This is a genomic window from Lactobacillus acidophilus (assembly GCF_034298135.1).
GTDB classification, from domain to species: domain Bacteria; phylum Bacillota; class Bacilli; order Lactobacillales; family Lactobacillaceae; genus Lactobacillus; species Lactobacillus acidophilus.
On the sequence record NZ_CP139575.1, the window covers coordinates 751,618 to 772,530 of the forward strand.

A 20,913-nucleotide genomic window follows, 5' to 3' on the forward strand; every position below is an offset into this window, starting at 1 on the left:
TAATAATCAAAATTTACTGAATTATACTTGTACCGTTGGAGTAATTTAACTTTACACCATCTTGTACATTAAAAATATAAACGTTAAAGTGAATAGTATTACCATTAGTAGATTGACCTTCCATTTCAACACCACGTGCTAATAACTCATTTCCTCTAAAAATTGGTGTAACACGATAACGAACGTAATTATTCCGACTTTCTTTTATGTAATCAGCAACTTGATCTTCATATCTAAGCATATCAGGATCATTTAATTGTCGTGTACCTGTCATTAAATTCTTTAAATTATTATTTTGTCCAGTCAATTGATACCCAATTAAGTGGCACCGATTGTAAAGCCAACCGCGAGGAATGCGTTTGTTATGCCAACCAGTTGGATCAACATGCAAAGCTTCTCTTGGAGAATTGGGCATTAATGATTCATTCAAAAGAGCATTAGCAGATGTTACTCTGTTTAAATCATCCAAGTTGCCGTATCTTTGCCATGCACCATTTGATGTGCTCAAATCGCTTTTTGAAAAACTAGGATCATTATTATTTACAGTAATAATATTTTGACCATTATAATTTAATGATGCTAATTTCGCTTTACTTACTGATTCTACAGTATGTGCACTGCTATAGTTCTTTAATTGCTGACGAAGTTTAGCAATTTTTTTATCCAGTATCTTAATGCGACTTTCAGTTTTTGTATTTTCTTTTTCTATCTTTTTAGCTTTTTGTTCATCTGTACGATTATATTTGATTACTGTTTTAGGAGTTTTAGCTAAAGCAATATTTTGTATATCAGAGTAGCTAAACGCTGAAAACGTAAGTAATATTCCTGCGGTAAGTGAAACTAATTTCTTTTCCATCATTATCTTTTTGCCTTTCTATAACCGGCAGCTTGTGCTTCTGCTTCTGAATTAAAGTAAATAGCGTTAGCAGAATTCATACGATATCCAGCTTGACCTGGAACATGATAAATATGGGAATTTCTGTTACCAACAATTTTACCCGTTTCAGCTGTATTCATATCACCATGATTACTTGCGGGATTACCGGTAGAATCATTTGAACGCTTCGGAGATGATGACTTAGATGCCTCATTGCTTCCAGTTTTTTGTTCCTGCTCCTCAGCCTTCTTATTTTCTTTTTCCTGTTGAGCTTTTGCTTGAGTTATTTTTTCTTTTTTAGCTTTTTCTTTATTGCGACTAAGTTCAGACCGCAACTTTTCGTATTCGGCTTTCTTTTTCTTCTCTTCTTTTGCTAGTAATTTTTGTGTTGCTAAAGCTGCAGTTAGTCTTTTCTTCCCCACTTTCTTAATAACATAATGAGTTTTTGCTTCAGAATTACTGGTACCCTTGCTATCATCCGGCAAAATGTTTCCTAATATTCCCAAGCAAACGAAAACCATAAATATAGAACTTAAACTTGACCATAGAATTGGTCGTTTTACATTGTGGAAAGCATATTTTTTCAACAGATAATAAGGAATTAGATAATACCAAAATAAAATCCATAAAATCACTTTCCAAATTTTATGCAATGTTTTCATTTATCGATCCTTCCATTCAATTCTTATTCTCCAATAGATTTTTACTAATTAATTCTACTCTTTTTCTCTGAGCGATTCCGAAATTCATTTTGTTTTTAAATTGAAATGTATGGATTTTAGGGTAAAAAAATAATCCCACTCTGGGGATTATTGGGAAATTATTTAAATCACATTTCTTTCGAATGGGTCATCACTAATTCCTTTTTCAAGAATATCACGACACCATTCTTTTGCGGTGAACAATGAGTGATCACGGTAGTTACCACAAGTCTTAATAGTTGTACCTGGTACATCTTCCCAAGTAATTGTGTCACGAATTTCCTCTAATGAAGACTTCAATGCTTTAGCAACTTCAGTAGTTGAATGTTCACCCCAAACGATTAGGTGGAATCCTGTTCGGCAACCAAATGGTGAACAATCGATTACACCATCAAGACGGTCACGAAGTAAGCTGGCAAGTAAGTGTTCAATAGTATGCAATCCGCCGGTAGGAATTGCATTTTCGTTCGGTTGAACTAAACGTAAGTCATAGTTAGAAATCTTGTCGCCTTTAGGACCTTCTTCAACAGTAATTAAACGAACGTAAGGTGCCTTAACTTTAGTGTGGTCTAATGTAAAACTTTCAACTTTTGCCATATTAATTTCTCCTTTTTTAAATAATTATATTATCTTTTAAATTAAATCTTGTTCGATATGCTCGAGATTTTATAAATTTGCTGCAACATAGAGGCCAAAGCAAATCAAACATCCCCATACTACCTGTGCTGTAATCCATAGTTTCTTCTTCATTGCTTTGTCCTCCCTTTTTTAATTTATTTTTATAAATTACTTCCAAACTTGCTTAGCAGTATCGATTACTAAGCCAATCTTTTTCCATTCATCGTCTTCTGTCAATTGGTTTCCTTCCTCGGTTGATGCAAAACCACATTGAGTGCTTAAGGCTAAGTTGGCTAAATCGTGGAACTTACTTGCTTCATTGATACGAGCAATCAAATCCTCTGGCTTTTCCAATTCAGGTTTCTTACTAGTTACTAAACCAAGTACTACTTCTTTATCAGCAGGAATTTCCTTGATTGGATCGAAGTTACCTGATCTTTCATTATCAAATTCAAGATAGAATGCATCGACATTTTCTTGTGCAAAAACGTATTTGGCAACCGGTCCATAACCACCTTTAGCAGCCCAAGTTGAGTGGTAATTGCCTCGACAAATATGAGTTGAAGTTCTTAAATCAGCTGGTAGATCTTTAAGTGCGCCATTGTTAACACGAAGGTATTTTTCTTGAAGTTCGTCACGGTCAAAACCTTGTTTAACCATTGTTGCCCAGAAATCATCATCTACGACCATTCCCCAAGTACAGTCATCCAATTTCACATCGCGACAACCTGCTTTGTAAAGTGCGATGATTAAATCATAATATGCTTTTGAAATATCGTTTAAAAGTTCGTCTTCGGTATCGTAAACTTTCTTCACTGCTGCAACATTTTCTGGGCCACGGACGAGTTCTGCGTAAAATTGGGCTGGTGAAGGAATGCTTTGACGTGGAGTTACATCACTGCCATCGGTTAAACTCTTCAAAAACTTAAATGCTTCTAAATCTGGATGATCACCTGTAAATTTAATCTTTCCCTCAACTTGAGCAGAATCATTACGAGTTTCTTCATCGTGGAAGAAGTAGCCATGTTCTTGAGTAGTGTGCTTAATTCCACCGAAGCCCCAAAAAGTATCAAGGTGCCAATAACTTCTTCTGAATTCACCATCAGTTACAATCTTTAAACCAGCTTTTTCTTCTTTTTTAACTAATTTAGCGATTTCTTCATCTTCAACCTTTTTCAAGTCAGTTTTTGAAATGTTACCCGCTGCAAAATCAGCACGTGCCTTTTTCAATTCTTCTGGTCTTAAGAAACTACCAACAATGTCATAATGTACTAAAGTTTTACTCATATTCTCATTCTCCCTATATGTTAAAAATGACGAAAAAAAGCGTCCCTAGGCTAGTATAGCCTAGGGACGCTTCAGCGTGTTACCACCCATATTCGATATTAATTCACATTAATATCCTTACTAAGTACGTTTCTAATTAAGAAATTATACTCGTATGCTATATCGGGCATCCCCCGTGAATTACTTACTACTGCTTGCAATCCAATGGACTCCAAGACCATTTTCATCAGGTCCTCCCGTACTGCATTTCACCATTCGCAGCTCTCTTTGACGGTACACGCTAACTACTTATCTTTTCTTCGTCGCTTGTTATCTTGATTTGATATTATATTATAATCTTAGATTAACTTTGTCAATATTTTTTAATAAAATATTCAAAAAAATCATAAATAAGAAAAATAGAATACATATTGTATTCTATTTTTCTTATTTATAATAGATATTTACTTTTGTATTATATGGAACATGATCATGAAGCCACTTGGCATCCCTTACTGATAGGCGAACACATCCGTGACTAGCGGGCATCTTCCCTAATTTATTGGCTTCCCTAATCACAAATTGATTTGACCACATATGAGTTGGTACAGAGTGGAATAAATATAATTGACCAATCCAGCCTACTGGATATAAAGCTTCTGAAAAACGATGTGGATGATACGAATTAGTGAGATAAGTACCAGTTGGTGTTAAGCTTTTACCATCTACAATCTTGCCAGCAGAACTGTACATAGTATAAAGGACTTTCTTCCCACTTCTAACATAGGTGCGGTTACCCAAAATAGAAACACGTAAATTCAAGTTCTTAACTTTGCGTAAGTTAGGATATGCTGTTTTAGTTTCACTAGACTTTAACCAATAGTTTCCGGTCATCTTGCGTAGATCAGCAGGATCATTATATGGTTGAAAGTCCGATTTTTTTAATTTTACTACTGTCGTTTTTGTTGTGGCATTAACCGGCTGTGCAACATTAGTAGCCATCGGAAATGCCAGCAATATAGCAGTCATTAAAGCCATCTTAAAGTTTGTCTTCATTTTTCGATCTCTACTTTCAAGTAAATTTAGCTATATTTTACACCAGAAATCGATAAATTAATGCTTATCTTTTATATATTAAAAAAATAGAGCCCAGATGATAATAGCCACGATTAATAAAAGCATTTTACATGCCAGTAATACTAGGTCTGGCTGCGAAATGATCTCGTTCCTTTTCAATCTGTGTTGATGCTTACTTAACTAGTTTCTTAATCTATTCCATAATTTATTACTTCCTTTGTTAGACAGCTAATATATAACCTTCTAAAATTAGTTAACCGTCAAACAAAAGATAAAAATAAAGACCATCCAGATCTGGATGGTCTTTATTGAGTGTATATAAAATTAATTCATATATTCAATATCTTGTTTCTTAAACAAATCGTAGCAGATTAAATCTTCTGAATCTAAATCTGCTTTATGCATATCTACTGCATTAATCCGATTATTGTCATAAGTAGTAAAGTACAAAATACCTTTATCTAAGTTCATACAATCTGTATACATAGTATATTCATAGCGATTATCTTCTACTTCATCTAAACCATCAGGTTGTTCTACTGAATGCAGAATATGGAAATAATTAGTAACATTTTCCACTTCATTTTTTCCTTGTGGAGTGTGTGCCAAGACAAAAGCTACCTTAACAAATCGAGAGCTAGAATCCATTCCACCAGGTAAGTGGTGAGTACCTAAGCCTCTACTATATAGATTAAGATCAACATTAGGAACCAATGTATTCTTAGGATTATGTGGAGTAACGTCGGCGTAGTCACTTAATTTAATTAATTGATCCGGAAATTCAGGATTGTTAGTTAAGACATTCACTGGATTATCATAAATATGTAAACCTGAATTGGTTGATTCAACTACGATACTCTTACCAGCTTTATCACTTAAAATCCAATGTAAATCAGCTGCAGGATAATTTGCTGAAAAGCTAATATTTAAAATATTTGCATTATCTAAGATTTCTTTAACATCGTCAGTATTTTCACAATTACTTAATAAGTATGGCATTAATTCAAAAGAAGCAATATTCTTCTTACCTTCGATTTTAGGAAAGTAATGATTAGGACCTTGAAAATTTAATCCTGCAATACCAAGCCCCTTTTCATTAATTGCATCACATAATAATGGATAATCATCATTAACTACAGATACTCCGATAAAAGCATAATGCATCTTTTGAGAGGGCATTTCTCTATACTTAAATTCGTAGTTTCTTGGTACAATGACTACTTTTTGACCATAAGCAATTTCATAGTCAAGATTTCTACCAAAATAATGATCGTTAGGATTATAACAAATTGATGTACACATTTACTGCACGCTTTCTATAAATATTACGTACTAACATTTTATATTCTACTACTTATTAATAATGTGGTTTTAACTTCCCTAATTTAATTAGTAAAATGTTCAAAATGATCTGAAAATTCAGTCGGAATAAATGGCTTTTGATAGATATATTTATATAGGGCTTGATACTGAGAATATAGTTTCTCTTCTGCCTTATTTTGTGCTGGGACATAGTAATGCTTACCAACTAAATCCTTAGGCAAATATTCTTGTCTAGCAATATTGTGTGGTAAATCAAACATATTCTGCATTTCTCCAGCACCGCGTAATTTCCCCGCTCCCTTATAATGATAATCTTGTAAATATTTTGGCATCGGATGATCAGCTGGATGTTCAGCATCTTTAGCTGCTTGATAATATGCTTGCATTGCTGAATCAGAACGCGGTGCTACTGCTAGTAAAATTGTTGCCATAGCTAGATGTGTTGAAGCACGTGGTAAGCCGATCTCTAGAGCTGTATTTGCCAAAGTAATTACTTGCGCTACTCTTGCCGAATCAGCCAAACCAACATCCAATGCTGCTAAGTCCTTAAGACGTCTTACAACTGATTCAAGGTCGCCAGATTTTAGAATAACTGCAAGATAATATAAAGCTGCATCAGCATCAGATCCTTCAATTGAATCTTGAAAAGCTGATAAATAATCATAATGCTTAGTGGCATCTTTATCAAAGGCAAAGTGTTGATTTCTAGCAAATTCTTCAATATTTGCCATTGAGATGTTTTGGGGATGCATAGCATTGAGAGTGTCTAAAATATTTAAAGATACACGCACATCCCCATTGCCACTATTTGCAATAGCATGCGCTTGTTTCTTTGGTAAATCAAAATTTAAATGTTCCTCGGCGGCTTTAATTAATACTAATTCAATATCTTCTGCCTTAATGGGATAAAACTCAAAAATTTGGCATCTTGATCTAATTGCCGGTTGGATTGACATAATAGGGTTCTCAGTCGTCGTTCCGACTAGCAATACATGACCATTTTCTAAATATGGTAATAAATAATCTTGAATTGGTTTAGTTAAGCGGTGAATTTCGTCTAAAAGTAAAACAAAACTTTCATCTGGATGTTTTTGAATTAATTTTTGCAGCTGACTTTTATTCTGAATGGATGCATTAAACTTTTCAAAAGGTAATCTCAATGTTTGAGACATTACGTAAGCCAGCGTTGTTTTCCCGCATCCTGGTGGTCCCCATAACAATAAGCTAAGAAGTATATGCTCTTTAATAATTTGATAAAGTGGTTTGCCTTTAGCCAATAAATGGTTTTGTCCTACCATTTCACCTAAGGTCTTAGGTCGCATTAGATCGGCTAGTGGTTGTTTAAATGTCATTAATTTTCCTTTCCAATTTTTAAATAATCTTGCTTCTTTTATATCCTTTTCTAAATTGTAATTAACATGAAATGGATAGATAGGAATAATTATTAGCTGGATTTTGCCTAGCTTTACAAGTAAGTACACTAAGAAACATCCTATCATTTTTTCTCACTTACTTGAAAGATTAACTCTTTTAATTATTATCACCTTTGGTGAGACAATTATTGGCATTGCTGACTGCTTTAAACCCAATGAATTTTCAATTGATTCCATTTTGATTTTTGTTATCGTGGCATGTTTGTTTTTTGTTTATATAACTGAGTTTGATCATTTAATTGAAGAAAAGAAAACTGGTCAAACTGGTAATTTACTGATCTATCTTCACTATTTTATCTTACTTGGCTTAAGTTTAATTACTGTATCTTTGAAGTTTATCAGTGAAAAAGAAGCCAACTCATTGTTTGCAATATCTTGTTTATATGGTGGCATGTTTTTATTTTACGTGGGGATAACTATTGCAGTTACTTATAATAAAATTCAATATAATTCTATTAATAAAATGAACCTTACCAGCTGGATCATTAGTTTAACTATTGGTTATGCTATTTGCCTAATTAATCCATCTTTGTTTACAATCGTTTTATGTAGTGCAATTATTAGTTTGTTTAATGCAGGAATGAAAGTAAGAATTCTGTATCAAAATTAATATTTTAAAAAAACAACCCAGGCTTGCCAAAAGTCTGGGTTGTTTTTTGGGAATAAGTAATTATTTTTAATACTTAGGAATCCACTTAATATTTTCAGTAGCTGCTTTGGCATCTGTAATATTTGGAGTCGCAAGTTTTTGATCAATTGCAGTTTGCGCTACACTAATTGCTTCCTTATCTGAAAAAATTCTAATCTTAGAAATCGGTGGTAATACTGAAGCCCCCTTTTCATTTGGATCAACAATTCCGCCAAGTGAATGAGCAGCGGCAGAAAGCATTTCATCAGTAACTAATTTGGCTTTGCTTGCCAAAACACCTAAACCAAGTCCTGGGTAAATCAAAGCGTTGTTAGCTTGTCCAATATGGTAAGTTACGCCATTGTATTTTACAGGATCTGATGGTACACCTGTAGCAACTAATGCACGACCATCAGTCCACTTGATCAAGTCTTCTGCAGAAGCTTCAATTAATTTAGTTGGATTAGAAATTGGAAAAATAATCGGTCTTTCAGTATGTGTAGCCATTTCTTTAATTGCTTTTTCAGTAAATGCGCCCGGTGTGGTAGAAGTACCAATCATTACTGTTGGATGAACGGTCTTAATAACCGCTTCTAAATTAGTTAATTCATCGGCATTAACAAATTCTGATCTTTCCCGTACAAATGGTCTTTGTTCAGGAGTGATGCCTGGTGTGTCACTGAATAGCAAACCTTGTTTATCAACCAAATAAAAATGTTTCTTTGCTTCTTCAGGATCCATTCCTTCAACTAGCATTTCACGATACATCATATTAGCGATTCCCATGCCTGCAGTTCCTGCACCAAAGGTAAGGAAAATTTGATCACTGAATTTTTGTTTAGAGATATTAAGTACGCCAAGTACACCAGCTAAACATACAATTCCTGTTCCTTGAACATCACCATTAAAGACAGGAATTTCTTTACGATACTTGTTTAGAATCTTAGTAGCGTTGTCACGACCAAAGTCTTCGAAGTGAATATAAACATCTGGGAAGACCTTACGTGCAATTTTTACAAACTTATCAACAAAGTCATAGTACTTGTCGCCTGTAACTCTGGCGTGCTTTTCACCTAAATAAAGTGGATCATCGATCAGTGTTTGGTTATCTGTACCTACGTCAAGTACGATTGGTAATACTTCACGTGGATCGATTCCTGCAGCTGCAGTATAAACCATTAATTTACCAACTGAGATGTTAACACCATTTGAACCCCAGTCTCCAATTCCTAAGATTCCTTCACCGTCTGTAACAACAATCAGTTTGATCTTACGTCCACCAGCTGCATTAGTTAAGCTAGCTTCTATTTCGCCAGGATTATCAATTGAAAGAAATGCGGCGCCTTGTGGCTTCATAAAAATTTCACTATATTCTTCAATTGCCGGTGCGATAACTGGATCATAAATAATTGGCATTAATTCTTCAATGTGTTGTTCAATTACATAGTAGAAAAGTGTACGATTAGTGTTAAAAAGTTCCATTAAGAATTTTCTTTGATCAATACCTTTTTCGTGAAGTTGATCTTGATCATAAATTCTTGTTGCTTGCTCATCAATGGTTTGAACTTTAGCTGGAAGTGCTCCAATTAATCCTAAGCTTTCTCTTTCACTCTTAGTGAAAGCAGTTCCTTTATTCAAAAATGGATCGTTTAAAATGTTATATGCGTTCGTCATTCAAATGCCCCCTGTTTGTCTTCCTTTACTTTTTTCTTGTATCATTGTTTAGGAGTATAAAACTTTAAAAAATTTATAGTCAAATGGTGTGCGATACCAAAGATTTATTTATATGAGGATAAGAAACGTTGAATATTCAAGATTTACGATACTTCCATGAATTGGTCAATCTGAAAAGCTATACGAAAACTGCAGAAAAATTTGGTGTTAGCCAACCTACAATTACTGCAGCCGTTAAAAGATTAGAAAATAGATTCGGTGGTACATTTTTAATTAGAGACCAGCCTCATAAAAGCATTATTATTACTCGATTGGGGGTGCAGTTTGATGAGCATGTTCAATCAATTTTAAATGAAATTAATATTGTAGAAGAAGAAATTAAACAGAATCAGAATGCTTCTATTCCTTTTGGCTTACCACCAATTATCGGGAGAAATTATTTTCCTAAGATTGTATCGCAATTGTTTGCTAAAGGACTTCTTCACCGCTTAAACGTAATTGAAAATGGCTCATATGATCTCTATCATCTCTTACTTGAAGGTTATATTAATTTTTCTATGCTTGGCTTAACCAAAGTTAATGTAGAACCAGGTATTAAGTTGGAAGTGGTTAAAAGCTATCCAATGTGTATTGTGGTAAGTAAGACTCATCCTTTGGCTACCAAAAAAGCGATCTCCTTTAAAGAGATCGCTAATGAAAATTTTATTGGCTTAAGCAGCGATTATATCCATACCAAGGCATTAGATCGAATGCTTAAAAAGAGTAAAATTAATTTAAATACAATTTATCGTAGTCCCGATGTCACAGTAGTCAAAAATATAGTGGCGCAGAACTTAGGTATATCATATTTGACTACATTATCAATTACTGAAAATGATGATGTGATTTCTATCCCTTTGCTTGATAAAGATCAACCTAAATTTATCTTGGCTGCTGCAACTAGAGAAAACCACATTATGACAGATGCGGAAGAAGAATTTTGGGAAATTTTAACGCAAATATCTTTGAGAAGGCAGGTCTTAACCTCTACGCTACCATCGTAGGAGCTAAATACTACGAAACTCAAAGTACTCCTATTTTTAACGCTAAATAAGAGTTTATTTAAGGGAAGGACAATGATTTAAATTATGACGCAAGAAATCATCAAATACGTACTGGAACAGGCATCTGGCGTGGTAATTGCCCTAGTCCTGCTTATACGTATTGAGAGTAAATTGGACAGTCTAACTTCAGCAATCATGCACCTTTCGGATAATAAGGCTTAATATGTTAGACTTTATATTTAATTAAACGGAAAAATTTAAATTAGGAGAGTAGAGATGAACGATATTAATTTATTAGGAAGACACCTGAACTTAAACAATCAGCTAATGGGCGCCCTTATACATGGTTTACAATGGCCGTGCCTCGACAAGATAACCGAAAAGAAGCTGATTACATCCGCTGTTTAGCCTTCGATAACAATCTATAAGCACTGCGACAAAGGTCGTCAAATTTTGTGCCAAGGCAGACTACAGGTATCTACTTCAATTGATGAAGCAACTAAAAAAGTTAAATATCATCACACAATGGTAGTATCAAGCACCCATTTTCTGCATGATCCTAATATATCGTCTGCATCTATTTAATTTAAATACACGAAAAAAAGCAGTTCGAAAACTGCTTTTTGTTTTGCTCTCTAACTCCCCTCCGCTGCGGGGAGTTAGAGAATCATATAATACTAACAAATGTTTTAAGAAGTTAATTTTATATAAACACAAAATCCTGCTACAAAAACTAAAAATGCAATACAGGTTAAAAATAATACCTTTTGCCAACTTTTACTTAAAAATTCACTTCCAAAAGAAAACATCCACCATCCCAGTGTTCCAATAGCTGACATCCATAAATTATGCTGATTAGTTAGCAAATCATAAATTAAAAATAGAGCTACAAGCCCAATTGGCGGTAACAAATAAACAGCAATTTTTTTACCCATTTGTGCCTCCGCTTACTTCTTTAAAAGTTGATACGTCCATTATTTGGATACTTATCATGAGCATCCCAATATTTTGCAATATAATATCCTGGACTACCAGCATAATCAAGAGCCTGATCGACTACTTTAGAAGCTACTCTTCCTGCAGCCCCTCCTACAATGCCTTGTAAAGCTATTTGAATAGTCTTTTTGGCTGCACTTTTACCAAGTTTTTTGATGGCATATTTTACACCCAATGAACCCACACCACCAGAAGCACCAATAAGTGCTGCATCAATCACAGCACCCATTTGTGACACAGTGATTCCTTTCCAGCCACCTTGTACTGCTAAAGTACCATGTAAATGACGTTGAGAAACTTGATCCAAAGCGGGTAAACTATAATCTCCTTGACGTTGATTATTAACAATTGTTCGTAAGTAATCTGTACTTAAATCGGGATAGCTCTTCTTTAATGTTTCAACTACTTTATCAACATCTTGTGCAGATAATTTGCTATTGACAGAATTATCTTCTTCAAACCATTCTGAGGTAATTAAAGGAGATTTTTCCGGCTGTTTTGATTCAAAACTGTTTGTAGTGGCACTAACTGTATTCGTTAATGCTGGAGTAACAGTAGCTAACAAAGTTGCAGAAAGTAGAGCAACTGATGTTGATTTCAATACTTTTTTCATAATAATTTTCCTCCAATTATTCCTATACTTAACAGCTTTGTTAAAGAAAAAAGCGCCCTACCAGACCAATTTTATTTTGATCTAATAGGGCGCTTTGGGCGCTGTACCACCTATGTTCGCTGGGCATAAACCCAGCCTCGTTGCACGTGCGGCTCAAAAAGAGCGATACGTCGACGCTGTAAAGGGCGTGCCCTGAAACTACTCAATTCGTAATTTCTGCTCAAAGGTGATTTTCAGCTAAACCTTCGTTGTTTCTTCGCACCAACCAGAAACTCTCTGTAGTACTTCAGTTAAACTTACTTTCCTTGTCAAAGCCGTTATTATTTTTTGTTGATCATAATATTACAGTGATAAAAATTAAAAGTCAACAGCAATTTTAATTATTTATTAGTTAAATTATAAAATTTATAATTTTAATATAATATATTGTGATCCGGAGAACCTATCTATTTTGATGTTTTTCAATACATAATATTAATATTGAAATTTTTTAAAGTGAAAAAATACTGCATAGATTCACTGTTAATTTTCATCTCAAAAGCCCGAAAGGTCTTCAATAAACACCCCAGACTTATGTTGAGGTGTTTGTTAGGTTCAGAGCAGAGAATTTCCCTATGTTAGAAAAATAAGGAAAATTCCTCAACTTATGCGTCGGCGATGCCCGTCCGTTACAGTCATTACTGAATTATCTGATGTATCAATCCGTGCGTCTACATGCCCCTACACGGCATTAAAATAAACCTCTACATCAGTCCCAGCACCCAAAATTGAGCGCCCGCATGCGTCTAATCTTATATCCTTGGATGTCCAGCTCCCGAAAATCTACCTTTTCAAATGCCCAAGTTACCTCGGCGCTAAATTCTCCGATAAATCGTAGCTCATCAGTTTAATTATAAGACCGAATTTGCCTGCCCACTTCTTTTCATCTTAACGGGGGCCTTGAAGCCTTACCCCCTGCGCTTCCTATTCATCTTAGTAATGAGGAAGATAAATAGGACCGTCCCCTTTGTGTCTCACATCTTGATTTCTTCTTCAGTTCAAGTTACAATCTTGATTAGCTAATTTAATTAGCGATAAGATTGTTAGAAAAGCGTGAAGCTACAAAGGTGCGTTTGTAGTTTCACGTACAGCTCAACTTTGAACGCCAATTCAAGGTTGGGCTTTTTTCATTTGTATTCAATTTTCGTTTTTTATTAGAAATACACCAAAAGCCCAGGTTGAGACAGTATTGATTACATAGTAGATCAAGAATTAAGGCATCGCGCGATTCCCAAACAATACAATGTTTAAAGGCATTCCAATAAAAATAGTATTAGCGTTAGCTATGATATTAATAAAAGTACCGCGACGACCTACTCTTATTTTTAAAACTTTAACTAGAATAAATGCTACGATATATGAAATAACTACGCCAATAAATGGCAAAAGTAAGTCTTCAAATAATCCGATTAAGCTACTTCTTGTAAGATTATTTTGGACTGAGACAAAAATAGATACTGGCAGCGCAATTTGTGTAATTAATTTAGAAATATTGCCGGAGAATGTATCGGCAAGCCAGCCTTTTTTTCTCAAGATATACCCCAATACCATTATTAATACAATAACCACTACGCTAGATACTGATGATAGAAATGTTGTCATTTATATTTCTCCCTTCATATAATCAAATCTTTAGTTGATTAAAAACTGCTCTATATGTATTGGATATTGGCATAGCGTTTATATCATTTTTTATTTATCAAGAAATGAAGAAAAATTTTAAATATTTTAAAAATTTCTATAAGAATCAAAAAGGACCAAAATTTTTAAGTTTCAACTCTTTTAGTTAAAGATTGATTTTAATTTAGATTTACAACATCACTCTATAATTTGTTTTACACGTCGTGGTAATAAAGTAATTGGACAGCAAGCACTAGTTTGATCAACTTTGAATAAAAAATATTAGCTAATGAAACCTCTTGGTTGAATGATTAAGACAATAAGCTTAAAATAACTTTTAAATTTTGTATGGAGGTATATGAGATGACAGCAAACGAGAAAATTATTACCCTTGTAAAGCCAGAGTATTTGAAGAAGATTCCAAAAATCTTTAGAAAGCATGCTACTGATAATACTTGCAAGTTGATTGCTAAAGAACATTCTGATTTATATAAGGCATTTGAAAATGGCGAACCTACTAAAATCCAAAAACAAGAAATGACTGATTTGATTAATAGCATCTTTGAAGAACGAATGAAGAAGCATAAGATGCTGTAAAATAGTGAATATGAAAACACCGGTGAATTTTTTAGTGAAGTTCATCGGCGTTTTTTGTCTTTATAAACAAAAAGAGCCTGAAAATGTCAGACTCTCAAAACTAATATCTATTAATAATTTTATTTACTTTCATATGATTTTTCTTGCATTAATCCTGCTGCATCAACGTCAATTGAATAGATCCAGTAATTAAGTACCTTTAATATGATAAATTGCTTGGTTGCCATTAAATGAAGTCTAACCAGTAGAGCTCTTATAAATATAAGTATTATGAGTTGCTTTTCTAGTTACACCATCTATATTAGCGGGTTTGATGTATAAATACTTACCTGTTACTTCAATTCATCAATATAGGTTTTCAACTCAGGAAGCTTCTTGATATTAAAAGTAAAGTCATGCATCCCCAACTTCTGCGCAGTTTCCGTATTCTCTGGACGATCATCGATAAAGAGACACTCATCAGGAATCAAATCATATCTATTCAGCAAAACTTGATAAATCTTTTGATCTGGCTTCATTAGCTTCTCCGTCGCTGAGAAAACTTCGCCTTCGAAGTATTTACCATAGTCGGTCCTCATTAAGTAATTAGCAAATCGCATCCCCGTGTTAGATAAAGCAAACATGTGATAGCCCTTTTGGCGCATATCCTTCATGAAAGTCAACATTTCAGGGAAATAGATCACTTCTTTAGGCCACATAGTCATGATCTTTTCAATCTTGGGATGCAATTCTTCTGGGAGTTTTCTTTTGAATATCTCAGTAGCTTCATCTTCAGTTATCTCCCCTGCATCAACTTCAAGCCATTCTTTTGAACCAAAGATATTTTTCTTAAAAATAGCACGTTCGTCGTCATTTACATCATAGTGGTCAAGAATCTTATCAGAATCGTAATCAATTAATACATTTCCAAAGTCAAAAATTATGTTTTTCAGCATTTCGTCTACTCTTTCGTTAGGTTATGCATTAATTATAAACTACATTTGAATTAGAACTTGCGATCCAATATCTAAGCTAGTACTATGTGATTCACTACCCCAATCTCGCACATCATAATTCTCTGTATCGGCTAGTGAATCTGCAGTAAACAAAAGTTGTGCAAAATTAATTTTTCTAAAATGAGCACATGCAGCCATCCCAGCGCATTCCATTTCTACAACACTGGCACCAAGCTGACGAAATTGTGCGACTTTTTTAGGTGTTTCTCTAAAGAATCCATCCGTTGTCCAAGTTGTTATTTCGTCATACTTTAGATCTAATTTATCAAGCTGTTCCTCCACTTTTTTATAAACTGGTAGTTCAAGTCAACAAATTGACCCGGTTCCATATAGTGAAAGGAAGTCCCTTCATCGCGAATTGCACGAGTAGGTAAAAGCATGGCATTTTCTGGTAAATCTATTAATGCTCCTGCAATACCGACTGCTAAAACTTCTTTGACACCATAGCTTATTAACCAATCTAAAAGTTGTGTTGCTGCAGGTGCCCCTAGCGGTGCCTGACATAAAGTGAAAAATTTGCCATTAATTTCAACTTCGTAAATTTTAGGAGTAAAAGATACAGAATCAAACATTCCTATGGTGCGGTGAAGATGCTTGTCTAAGAATAAATCTATTTCTTCTTTGGGCGCAAATGCATAAAGTAATCTTGAATGAAAATGAAATGACTCTTGATCATGATCCGGCTCAATTACTGCATGTGCATTTTTGTCAAAGTCTAAGATGAATGGTTGTTGGTTCATAGTTTTACTCTCCCTGTTATTCTTCGTTCAAATTAATGAGAACTTTAGCTCCAATTTCTAAACCCATGCTGTACGACTTACGTCCCCAATTTCGTCTATCATAATTCTCCATTTTAGCTAAAGAATCTCCCGTAAATAGCAACTGAGCAAAATCTACTTTTCTAAATTGAGAACACGCAGCTAATGCAGCGCATTCCATTTCTACTGTGCTGGCCCCCAGTTGACGAAATTGTGCAACCTTTTTAGATGTTTCCCTAAAAAATCCATCTGTTGTCCAAGTAGTAATTTCATCATATTTGAAACCTAAATTTAGAATAGCTTTTTCGACTTGAGTTAAATAATTACGGTTTATTTTTATAAATTGACTAGGTTTTAAATAATAAAAGGAAGTCCCCTCACCACGAATTGCACGACTAGGCAAAAGCATTGTATTTTCTGGCAAATCTACCAATGCACCTGCATTTCCTATGGCTAAAACTCTCTTCACACCATAGTTAATTAACCAATCTAGCAATTTAGTAGCTGCAGGTGCTCCCAGCGGTGCTTGACATAACGTAAAATATTCATCTTTAATTTTAACTTCATAGATTTTGGGTCTAAATGAAATAGTTCGAAAGCTTCCTAAGGTACGATGCGGATATTGATCTAAGAAAACATCGATTTTTTCTTTAGGAACAAATGCATAAAGTAATCTTGAATGAAAATGATATGGTAAATTTTCAAAATCTGGTTCAAGCACTGCATTTTGATCATTGTCAAAGTCTAAGATGAATGGTTGTTGATTCATATATACTCCCCCATGTCTTGATTTCCATTAATTCGATAAAAATGGACAAAAATTAGAATAGTTTATAAACTTTTGTTCATTTTCAATTGACCAGTCATGAATCCCAGCATCTCCGGTAATTAACTTAACATTAGATCCTATTGGTAATTGAAGAAAGGCTTGAAATAATCGCATAATCATTCCACCATGACTAACTATTACAGTTGTTGAAGTAGGATCATTTTCACTAGTGATTTGTGAGAGAACATACTCGGCCCTCATCCTAAATTCAAGTTCACTTTCTTGCTGATAATGTGATTCATGTATTGCAGCAGGTATATTAGGATATTTTTCATAAGCCAATTTATAATTCATCCCCGCTCTTAAACCGTTATTAAATTCCTGCAATTTATCTTCTAAATTAACTTTAAGATTTGTTTTCTTCGCTACGTGTTCTGCGGTTTGCATAGCTCGTTTTAAAGTACTTGAATAAATCTTATCTACTTTGTAGTTTTCTGAAATATACTCTGCAGTTTTTTCTACTTGTTCATGCCCTAATTTTGTCAAAGAAAAATCTGCTCGACCTTCACATACTTTTAATATATCGGCTTCACTTTGACCATGTCTAACTACTAATAATCGCATAATTTATCCACCACGTTATTTTCTACTCTATAGTCTTTTCAATATTTCAAAACAAATATCTAACCCTCGACGATGCGAAGCCGTACCTCCGTTTCGTGGATCATAATCTTTTTCATTTGCTAAAGTATCAGCAGTAAATAAGATTTGAACGAAGTCAACTTTTCTAAACTTAGCACATGCAGCCAATGCTGAGCATTCCATTTCTACTGTGTTGGCCCCTAATTGTCGAAATTGTGCAACCTTTTTAGGTATTTCTCTGAAGAATCCGTCTGTTGTCCAAGTTGTTATTTCATCATACTTTAGATTTAACTTATCAAGTTGTTCTTCTATTTTGCTTAAAAAATGAGACCTCAAATCAACTGTTAGACTATCTTCCAAATAATGAAAAGAAGTCCCTTCATCTCTAATAGCTTTAGTTGGAATAAACATCGCATTTTCTGGTAAATTGGTTATCGCTCCAGCATTGCCAAAGGCTAACACCTTTTTGACACCATAACTTATTAGCCAATCTAAAAGTTGTGTTGCTGCAGGTGCTCCTAGTGGTGCTTGACATAACGTAAAATATTTACCCCTTCTTTCAATTTCATAAATATCAGGTTGAAAAGAAATAGTATCGTAATTACCTAACACTTTATGTGGAATTTCTTTCAAAAAGTTGTCTATATCCTCCTTAGGGACAAAAGCAAATAGCAATGTAGGGTGAAATCGAAAAGGGTGATTTTCATAATTAGGTTCAATGATGGCCTTGGGATTACTATCCTTTTGTAAAATATACCGCTCTTCTTTCATACATACTCCTCACATAATAAATAAATCAAATTCTATTCCTCTTTAATATCCTTCATAATAATGTCAATCTCATCTGCCAAACTTAGCTCATTAGAAAACTTAGTCTCAGGGATGAAACCAATGTACCTTCCACCAAGAACGCATTTGTTTTTCTCCAAAAGAGCTAATATGCCTTTGGCTGTGCCGCCTTACCGTTACTTCAAAAGGAATGTCGAAATAATAGGTATAAATTGCATTGCCGAAAAGATGTTGAGCTTCCTTAAATAATGGTAGACCTAGAGTATTCTTACCATCCTTGACGCGCAGCATATCCCGTCTAACTGTATCTTGCGGAATGAGTAAGGTATAATTGATTATGAATCTCCTTAGCTAATGTGGTTTTGCCACTGCCAGAATTACCTCTGATGATGATTAATTTAGACAAACGGATCACCTCTTTTTGAACTAAAATTATTATTCTCTTTGTTTTATCAAAGGAATAATCAATAAAGTAATACTAAAATAAGCCGCTGACACAAAAAACATCACTTTTAAATTACCAGCAATTTTCATAATTGCATTACTTATAAATAAAGAGAAGCTAACTAAAATTTCGGCAATAAACGAAACTGTAGAAAGCATAGTTGATTTATTACTTTCTCCATAAATTACTTCATTACTAGTAGCAGAGATTTGCCCTGACATCATTCCCATCAATAATTCAATCAATAGAAAAAGAATTAACGATAAATATTTATTTTCTATAATCCCGCTTAAAATAAATGCTAAGATCATACATGTAATATTTAAAATTGTAATACTCTTTGTATTTGCTAATACAGACAATTTATTAAATATACTTGAACCTAAAATAAGCGCAAACATAAATAAGGTGTACACAACAGATAAATTAAAGCCAAATTTTTCAACATAGATAATTGACCAATATATTAAAATAAACTGTGTTCCACAATCATAGTCAACATTTAACAACAATAATATCCAGAAGTTTCTTTTTCTAAAGAAACCAACAATATTTTTAATATTATTAGTTTGCTGTTTATTCATTGCTTTATTATCAGAAAAAGATAAAACTTTTATCACAATAAAAATAAACACTGGATATAATCCTAAGCCAATCAGTGCAAACCAAATGGGTGCAGTATCTTTTATTGCAAAAAGCCACGTCTATTGCAAAAAGCCACGTCCCAATGTTTCCACCTATTAATGTTGTTAAATTCAAAATAATAACTTGCATCCCCATTAATTGGCTATTAGGAGATATATGATTAGATTCTTGTAAATCAGTTATATAAGCAATTAAAGTTCCCGAATTCAGTGCAAGTCCAATTCCATATAGCAACTCTGCTAAAGAGAAGAACAAAAAGTTCCTAAAAAGAATAAGAATCAAAAAACTGCTAGCAATAACTATAGAAGACAAAGCTAGAACTTTTAATCTACCAATTCTATCTGCCAGCCATCCTGCTGGAAGCAATCCAACCATAATACCAATATTCTGAAACGATTTTATCGAACTAATATTCACATTTAGGATACCATTTCTAGCATAGAATAATGAAAATATACCTGACATTGATGATCGGAATAGCGTAAACACTGCTGTAAAAGCTAAAAATAAAACTGCAATTTTAAAATTTATACTTTTTACCTTCATAATCATCACCACTTCTGTTCGCTATACTATTTCAATGATATCTCCAACTATATCGGTAATCTTCTCTGGATACTCAAAATGAATATAATGATAATCTCCCAGAGAAATTATTTTAGATTTTGGATTGCTAGTATGATATTCAGAACGTTTATACTCTTCTTCACGATATTCTTCAGTAATAATTATGCTAGGAATATCATCATCCATTCTCATGTCACTCTTCCAATATGAATCGTTTTCTAGAGAACTTTGAGCATTTTGGTTGTCTTTCTCATCAAATTTCGCAGCATTTTGTTCTGTAGTATTCCAAAACTCTTCATTTTCCTCAGGAGTAAGAATTCTAGCTAGATCATTTTTAATCTGCTTTTCTAGTTTATCAATGGATTTACTTTTTTCGATATAGTTTTTTTCTTTTGGTGGATTTAAAATTATTTCTCTAGTAGTAGGTTCAATACCAATAAAAGCCTTTAAGTTGTTAACTTTATCTTTCATTTGCATAGCATAAACACCACCGATACTATGAGCTAAAATAATTACTTTGTTTGCCTTCACGTTATTAATGATTTTAGCTAATTGATTTGCTTCATCTATGATGGTGTAGTTTTTCAATGATTTATCACTAAATCCACTATTTAAATAATCTGGAGCAAATACCCCGTAGTTATTTGGTAAAGAATCAATTACCTTTTGAAATGATTGTGCTGTATCGAAACTACCAAAACCATTTAAATAAACAATTAGTGGTTTACCCTCTTTATATGCAATATTAATTTTGCCAAATTCAGTTTCAACTTCTTTTCTTTTCATGCTTAACCTAAT

The 20,913-nt window shown here is 33.7% G+C and carries 22 protein-coding genes, 3 pseudogenes and 1 other annotated feature; of the genes and pseudogenes, 5 read left to right on the forward strand and 20 right to left on the reverse strand.

Annotated elements, in window-relative coordinates; genetic code table 11:
• Positions 1-13: 13 nt before the first annotated feature.
• The 7 genes from SO785_RS03315 to SO785_RS03345 all read right to left on the reverse strand — a co-directional run bounded on the left by SO785_RS03315 (position 14) and on the right by SO785_RS03345 (position 7,214).
• Positions 14-859: a DNA/RNA non-specific endonuclease gene (locus SO785_RS03315; protein ID WP_003547408.1), complete on the reverse strand. Its 846-nt coding sequence runs from the start codon at positions 857-859 to the stop codon at positions 14-16.
• Positions 859-1,539 carry a sunset domain-containing protein gene (locus SO785_RS03320; protein ID WP_003547406.1) on the reverse strand — a complete coding sequence of 227 codons (681 nt, stop codon included), beginning with the start codon at positions 1,537-1,539 and terminating at the stop codon, positions 859-861. The genes SO785_RS03315 and SO785_RS03320 overlap by 1 nt, the downstream gene beginning before the upstream one ends.
• 162 nt (positions 1,540-1,701) lie before the next feature.
• Entirely contained in the window at positions 1,702-2,175 is a 474-nt protein-coding gene (locus SO785_RS03325) for an S-ribosylhomocysteine lyase (protein ID WP_003547404.1), read from the reverse strand.
• Between the two features lie 189 nt (positions 2,176-2,364).
• Positions 2,365-3,483: a 5-methyltetrahydropteroyltriglutamate--homocysteine S-methyltransferase gene (locus tag SO785_RS03330; protein WP_003547400.1), complete on the reverse strand. Its 1,119-nt coding sequence runs from the start codon at positions 3,481-3,483 to the stop codon at positions 2,365-2,367.
• A gap of 426 nt (positions 3,484-3,909) precedes the next feature.
• The gene (locus SO785_RS03335; RefSeq protein ID WP_003547397.1) at positions 3,910-4,518 is read right to left on the reverse strand and encodes a L,D-transpeptidase; all 609 of its coding nucleotides are present in this window, start codon (positions 4,516-4,518) and stop codon (positions 3,910-3,912) included.
• Between the two features lie 345 nt (positions 4,519-4,863).
• On the reverse strand, positions 4,864-5,841 hold the full coding sequence (gene bsh / locus SO785_RS03340; protein WP_003547395.1) for a choloylglycine hydrolase: 978 nt from the start codon (positions 5,839-5,841) through the stop codon (positions 4,864-4,866).
• A gap of 83 nt (positions 5,842-5,924) precedes the next feature.
• Entirely contained in the window at positions 5,925-7,214 is a 1,290-nt protein-coding gene (locus SO785_RS03345) for a replication-associated recombination protein A (RefSeq protein ID WP_011254333.1), read from the reverse strand.
• 103 nt (positions 7,215-7,317) lie between these two features.
• Here SO785_RS03345 and SO785_RS03350 point away from each other — a divergent pair, with 103 nt between their 5' ends.
• Positions 7,318-7,905, forward strand: a complete 588-nt coding sequence (locus SO785_RS03350) for a low temperature requirement protein A (RefSeq protein ID WP_003547391.1) — start codon at positions 7,318-7,320, stop codon at positions 7,903-7,905.
• A 66-nt stretch (positions 7,906-7,971) separates the two neighbouring features.
• Here SO785_RS03350 and SO785_RS03355 read toward each other — a convergent pair whose 3' ends face one another.
• Complete coding sequence (locus tag SO785_RS03355) at positions 7,972-9,597, reverse strand: malolactic enzyme (protein WP_003547389.1); 1,626 nt, start codon at positions 9,595-9,597, stop codon at positions 7,972-7,974.
• A 128-nt stretch (positions 9,598-9,725) separates the two neighbouring features.
• On the opposite strand from SO785_RS03355, the gene SO785_RS03360 reads away from it, so the two are divergent.
• The 3 genes from SO785_RS03360 (at position 9,726) to SO785_RS03370 (ending at position 11,068) form a co-directional block, all read left to right on the forward strand.
• Complete coding sequence (locus SO785_RS03360; protein ID WP_003547386.1) at positions 9,726-10,640, forward strand: LysR family transcriptional regulator; 915 nt, start codon at positions 9,726-9,728, stop codon at positions 10,638-10,640.
• 84 nt (positions 10,641-10,724) lie between these two features.
• A complete protein-coding gene (locus SO785_RS03365) occupies positions 10,725-10,862 on the forward strand; it encodes a YvrJ family protein (RefSeq protein WP_003547384.1) in 138 nt (45 codons plus the stop codon).
• A 131-nt stretch (positions 10,863-10,993) separates the two neighbouring features.
• Entirely contained in the window at positions 10,994-11,068 is a 75-nt protein-coding gene (locus SO785_RS03370; protein ID WP_021721329.1) for a hypothetical protein, read from the forward strand.
• A 261-nt stretch (positions 11,069-11,329) separates the two neighbouring features.
• Here the strand turns inward: SO785_RS03370 and SO785_RS03375 are convergent, their stop codons facing one another.
• The 3 genes and pseudogenes from SO785_RS03375 to SO785_RS03385 all read right to left on the reverse strand — a co-directional run.
• On the reverse strand, positions 11,330-11,575 hold the full coding sequence (locus tag SO785_RS03375; protein WP_003547379.1) for a hypothetical protein: 246 nt from the start codon (positions 11,573-11,575) through the stop codon (positions 11,330-11,332).
• 20 nt (positions 11,576-11,595) lie between these two features.
• Positions 11,596-12,249 carry a hypothetical protein gene (locus tag SO785_RS03380; protein WP_003547377.1) on the reverse strand — a complete coding sequence of 218 codons (654 nt, stop codon included), beginning with the start codon at positions 12,247-12,249 and terminating at the stop codon, positions 11,596-11,598.
• An 82-nt stretch (positions 12,250-12,331) separates the two neighbouring features.
• Positions 12,332-12,570: a binding site (T-box leader), on the reverse strand.
• An 858-nt stretch (positions 12,571-13,428) separates the two neighbouring features.
• Positions 13,429-13,890 (reverse strand): annotated as a pseudogene (locus SO785_RS03385) (AEC family transporter); the annotation flags it as partial.
• A 381-nt stretch (positions 13,891-14,271) separates the two neighbouring features.
• On the opposite strand from SO785_RS03385, the gene SO785_RS03390 reads away from it, so the two are divergent.
• Positions 14,272-14,505, forward strand: a complete 234-nt coding sequence (locus tag SO785_RS03390) for a hypothetical protein (RefSeq protein WP_011254332.1) — start codon at positions 14,272-14,274, stop codon at positions 14,503-14,505.
• Between the two features lie 332 nt (positions 14,506-14,837).
• Here the strand turns inward: SO785_RS03390 and SO785_RS03395 are convergent, their stop codons facing one another.
• From SO785_RS03395 to SO785_RS03435, 9 genes and pseudogenes are all read right to left on the reverse strand, one after another.
• A complete protein-coding gene (locus SO785_RS03395; RefSeq protein WP_003547369.1) occupies positions 14,838-15,440 on the reverse strand; it encodes an HAD family hydrolase in 603 nt (200 codons plus the stop codon).
• A 39-nt stretch (positions 15,441-15,479) separates the two neighbouring features.
• A pseudogene (locus tag SO785_RS03400) lies at positions 15,480-16,240 on the reverse strand (nucleoside phosphorylase).
• 16 nt (positions 16,241-16,256) lie between these two features.
• Complete coding sequence (locus SO785_RS03405) at positions 16,257-17,027, reverse strand: nucleoside phosphorylase (RefSeq protein WP_003547366.1); 771 nt, start codon at positions 17,025-17,027, stop codon at positions 16,257-16,259.
• A 27-nt stretch (positions 17,028-17,054) separates the two neighbouring features.
• Positions 17,055-17,651 (reverse strand): histidine phosphatase family protein, encoded by a 597-nt coding sequence (locus SO785_RS03410; protein WP_003547363.1) that lies wholly within the window; start codon positions 17,649-17,651, stop codon positions 17,055-17,057.
• A 27-nt stretch (positions 17,652-17,678) separates the two neighbouring features.
• Positions 17,679-18,440, reverse strand: coding sequence for a nucleoside phosphorylase (locus SO785_RS03415; protein WP_003547361.1), 762 nt, complete (start codon positions 18,438-18,440; stop codon positions 17,679-17,681).
• A gap of 32 nt (positions 18,441-18,472) precedes the next feature.
• Positions 18,473-18,870: pseudogene (locus SO785_RS03420) on the reverse strand (AAA family ATPase).
• A 23-nt stretch (positions 18,871-18,893) separates the two neighbouring features.
• Positions 18,894-19,538, reverse strand: coding sequence for an MFS transporter (locus SO785_RS03425; RefSeq protein WP_003547357.1), 645 nt, complete (start codon positions 19,536-19,538; stop codon positions 18,894-18,896).
• Positions 19,498-20,094 (reverse strand): MFS transporter, encoded by a 597-nt coding sequence (locus SO785_RS03430; RefSeq protein ID WP_003547355.1) that lies wholly within the window; start codon positions 20,092-20,094, stop codon positions 19,498-19,500. The genes SO785_RS03425 and SO785_RS03430 overlap by 41 nt, the downstream gene beginning before the upstream one ends.
• Positions 20,095-20,115: 21 nt before the next feature.
• Entirely contained in the window at positions 20,116-20,901 is a 786-nt protein-coding gene (locus SO785_RS03435) for an alpha/beta fold hydrolase (protein WP_003547353.1), read from the reverse strand.
• Between the last annotated feature and the right edge of the window lie 12 nt (positions 20,902-20,913).

Bases quoted from the DNA above. Each gene is read 5' to 3' on its own strand.
- SO785_RS03315 (WP_003547408.1), bottom strand. From the start codon at position 859: ATGATGGAAAAGAAATTAGTTTCACTTACCGCAGGAATATTACTTACG.
- SO785_RS03320 (WP_003547406.1), bottom strand. From the start codon at position 1,539: ATGAAAACATTGCATAAAATTTGGAAAGTGATTTTATGGATTTTATTT.
- SO785_RS03325 (WP_003547404.1), bottom strand. From the start codon at position 2,175: ATGGCAAAAGTTGAAAGTTTTACATTAGACCACACTAAAGTTAAGGCA.
- SO785_RS03330 (WP_003547400.1), bottom strand. From the start codon at position 3,483: ATGAGTAAAACTTTAGTACATTATGACATTGTTGGTAGTTTCTTAAGA.
- SO785_RS03335 (WP_003547397.1), bottom strand. From the start codon at position 4,518: ATGAAGACAAACTTTAAGATGGCTTTAATGACTGCTATATTGCTGGCA.
- bsh (WP_003547395.1), bottom strand. From the start codon at position 5,841: ATGTGTACATCAATTTGTTATAATCCTAACGATCATTATTTTGGTAGA.
- SO785_RS03345 (WP_011254333.1), bottom strand. From the start codon at position 7,214: ATGACATTTAAACAACCACTAGCCGATCTAATGCGACCTAAGACCTTA.
- SO785_RS03355 (WP_003547389.1), bottom strand. From the start codon at position 9,597: ATGACGAACGCATATAACATTTTAAACGATCCATTTTTGAATAAAGGA.
- SO785_RS03365 (WP_003547384.1), top strand. From the start codon at position 10,725: ATGACGCAAGAAATCATCAAATACGTACTGGAACAGGCATCTGGCGTG.
- SO785_RS03375 (WP_003547379.1), bottom strand. From the start codon at position 11,575: ATGGGTAAAAAAATTGCTGTTTATTTGTTACCGCCAATTGGGCTTGTA.
- SO785_RS03380 (WP_003547377.1), bottom strand. From the start codon at position 12,249: ATGAAAAAAGTATTGAAATCAACATCAGTTGCTCTACTTTCTGCAACT.
- SO785_RS03390 (WP_011254332.1), top strand. From the start codon at position 14,272: ATGACAGCAAACGAGAAAATTATTACCCTTGTAAAGCCAGAGTATTTG.
- SO785_RS03395 (WP_003547369.1), bottom strand. From the start codon at position 15,440: ATGCTGAAAAACATAATTTTTGACTTTGGAAATGTATTAATTGATTAC.
- SO785_RS03405 (WP_003547366.1), bottom strand. From the start codon at position 17,027: ATGAATCAACAACCATTCATCTTAGACTTTGACAATGATCAAAATGCA.
- SO785_RS03410 (WP_003547363.1), bottom strand. From the start codon at position 17,651: ATGCGATTATTAGTAGTTAGACATGGTCAAAGTGAAGCCGATATATTA.
- SO785_RS03415 (WP_003547361.1), bottom strand. From the start codon at position 18,440: ATGAAAGAAGAGCGGTATATTTTACAAAAGGATAGTAATCCCAAGGCC.
- SO785_RS03430 (WP_003547355.1), bottom strand. From the start codon at position 20,094: ATGAAGGTAAAAAGTATAAATTTTAAAATTGCAGTTTTATTTTTAGCT.
- SO785_RS03435 (WP_003547353.1), bottom strand. From the start codon at position 20,901: ATGAAAAGAAAAGAAGTTGAAACTGAATTTGGCAAAATTAATATTGCA.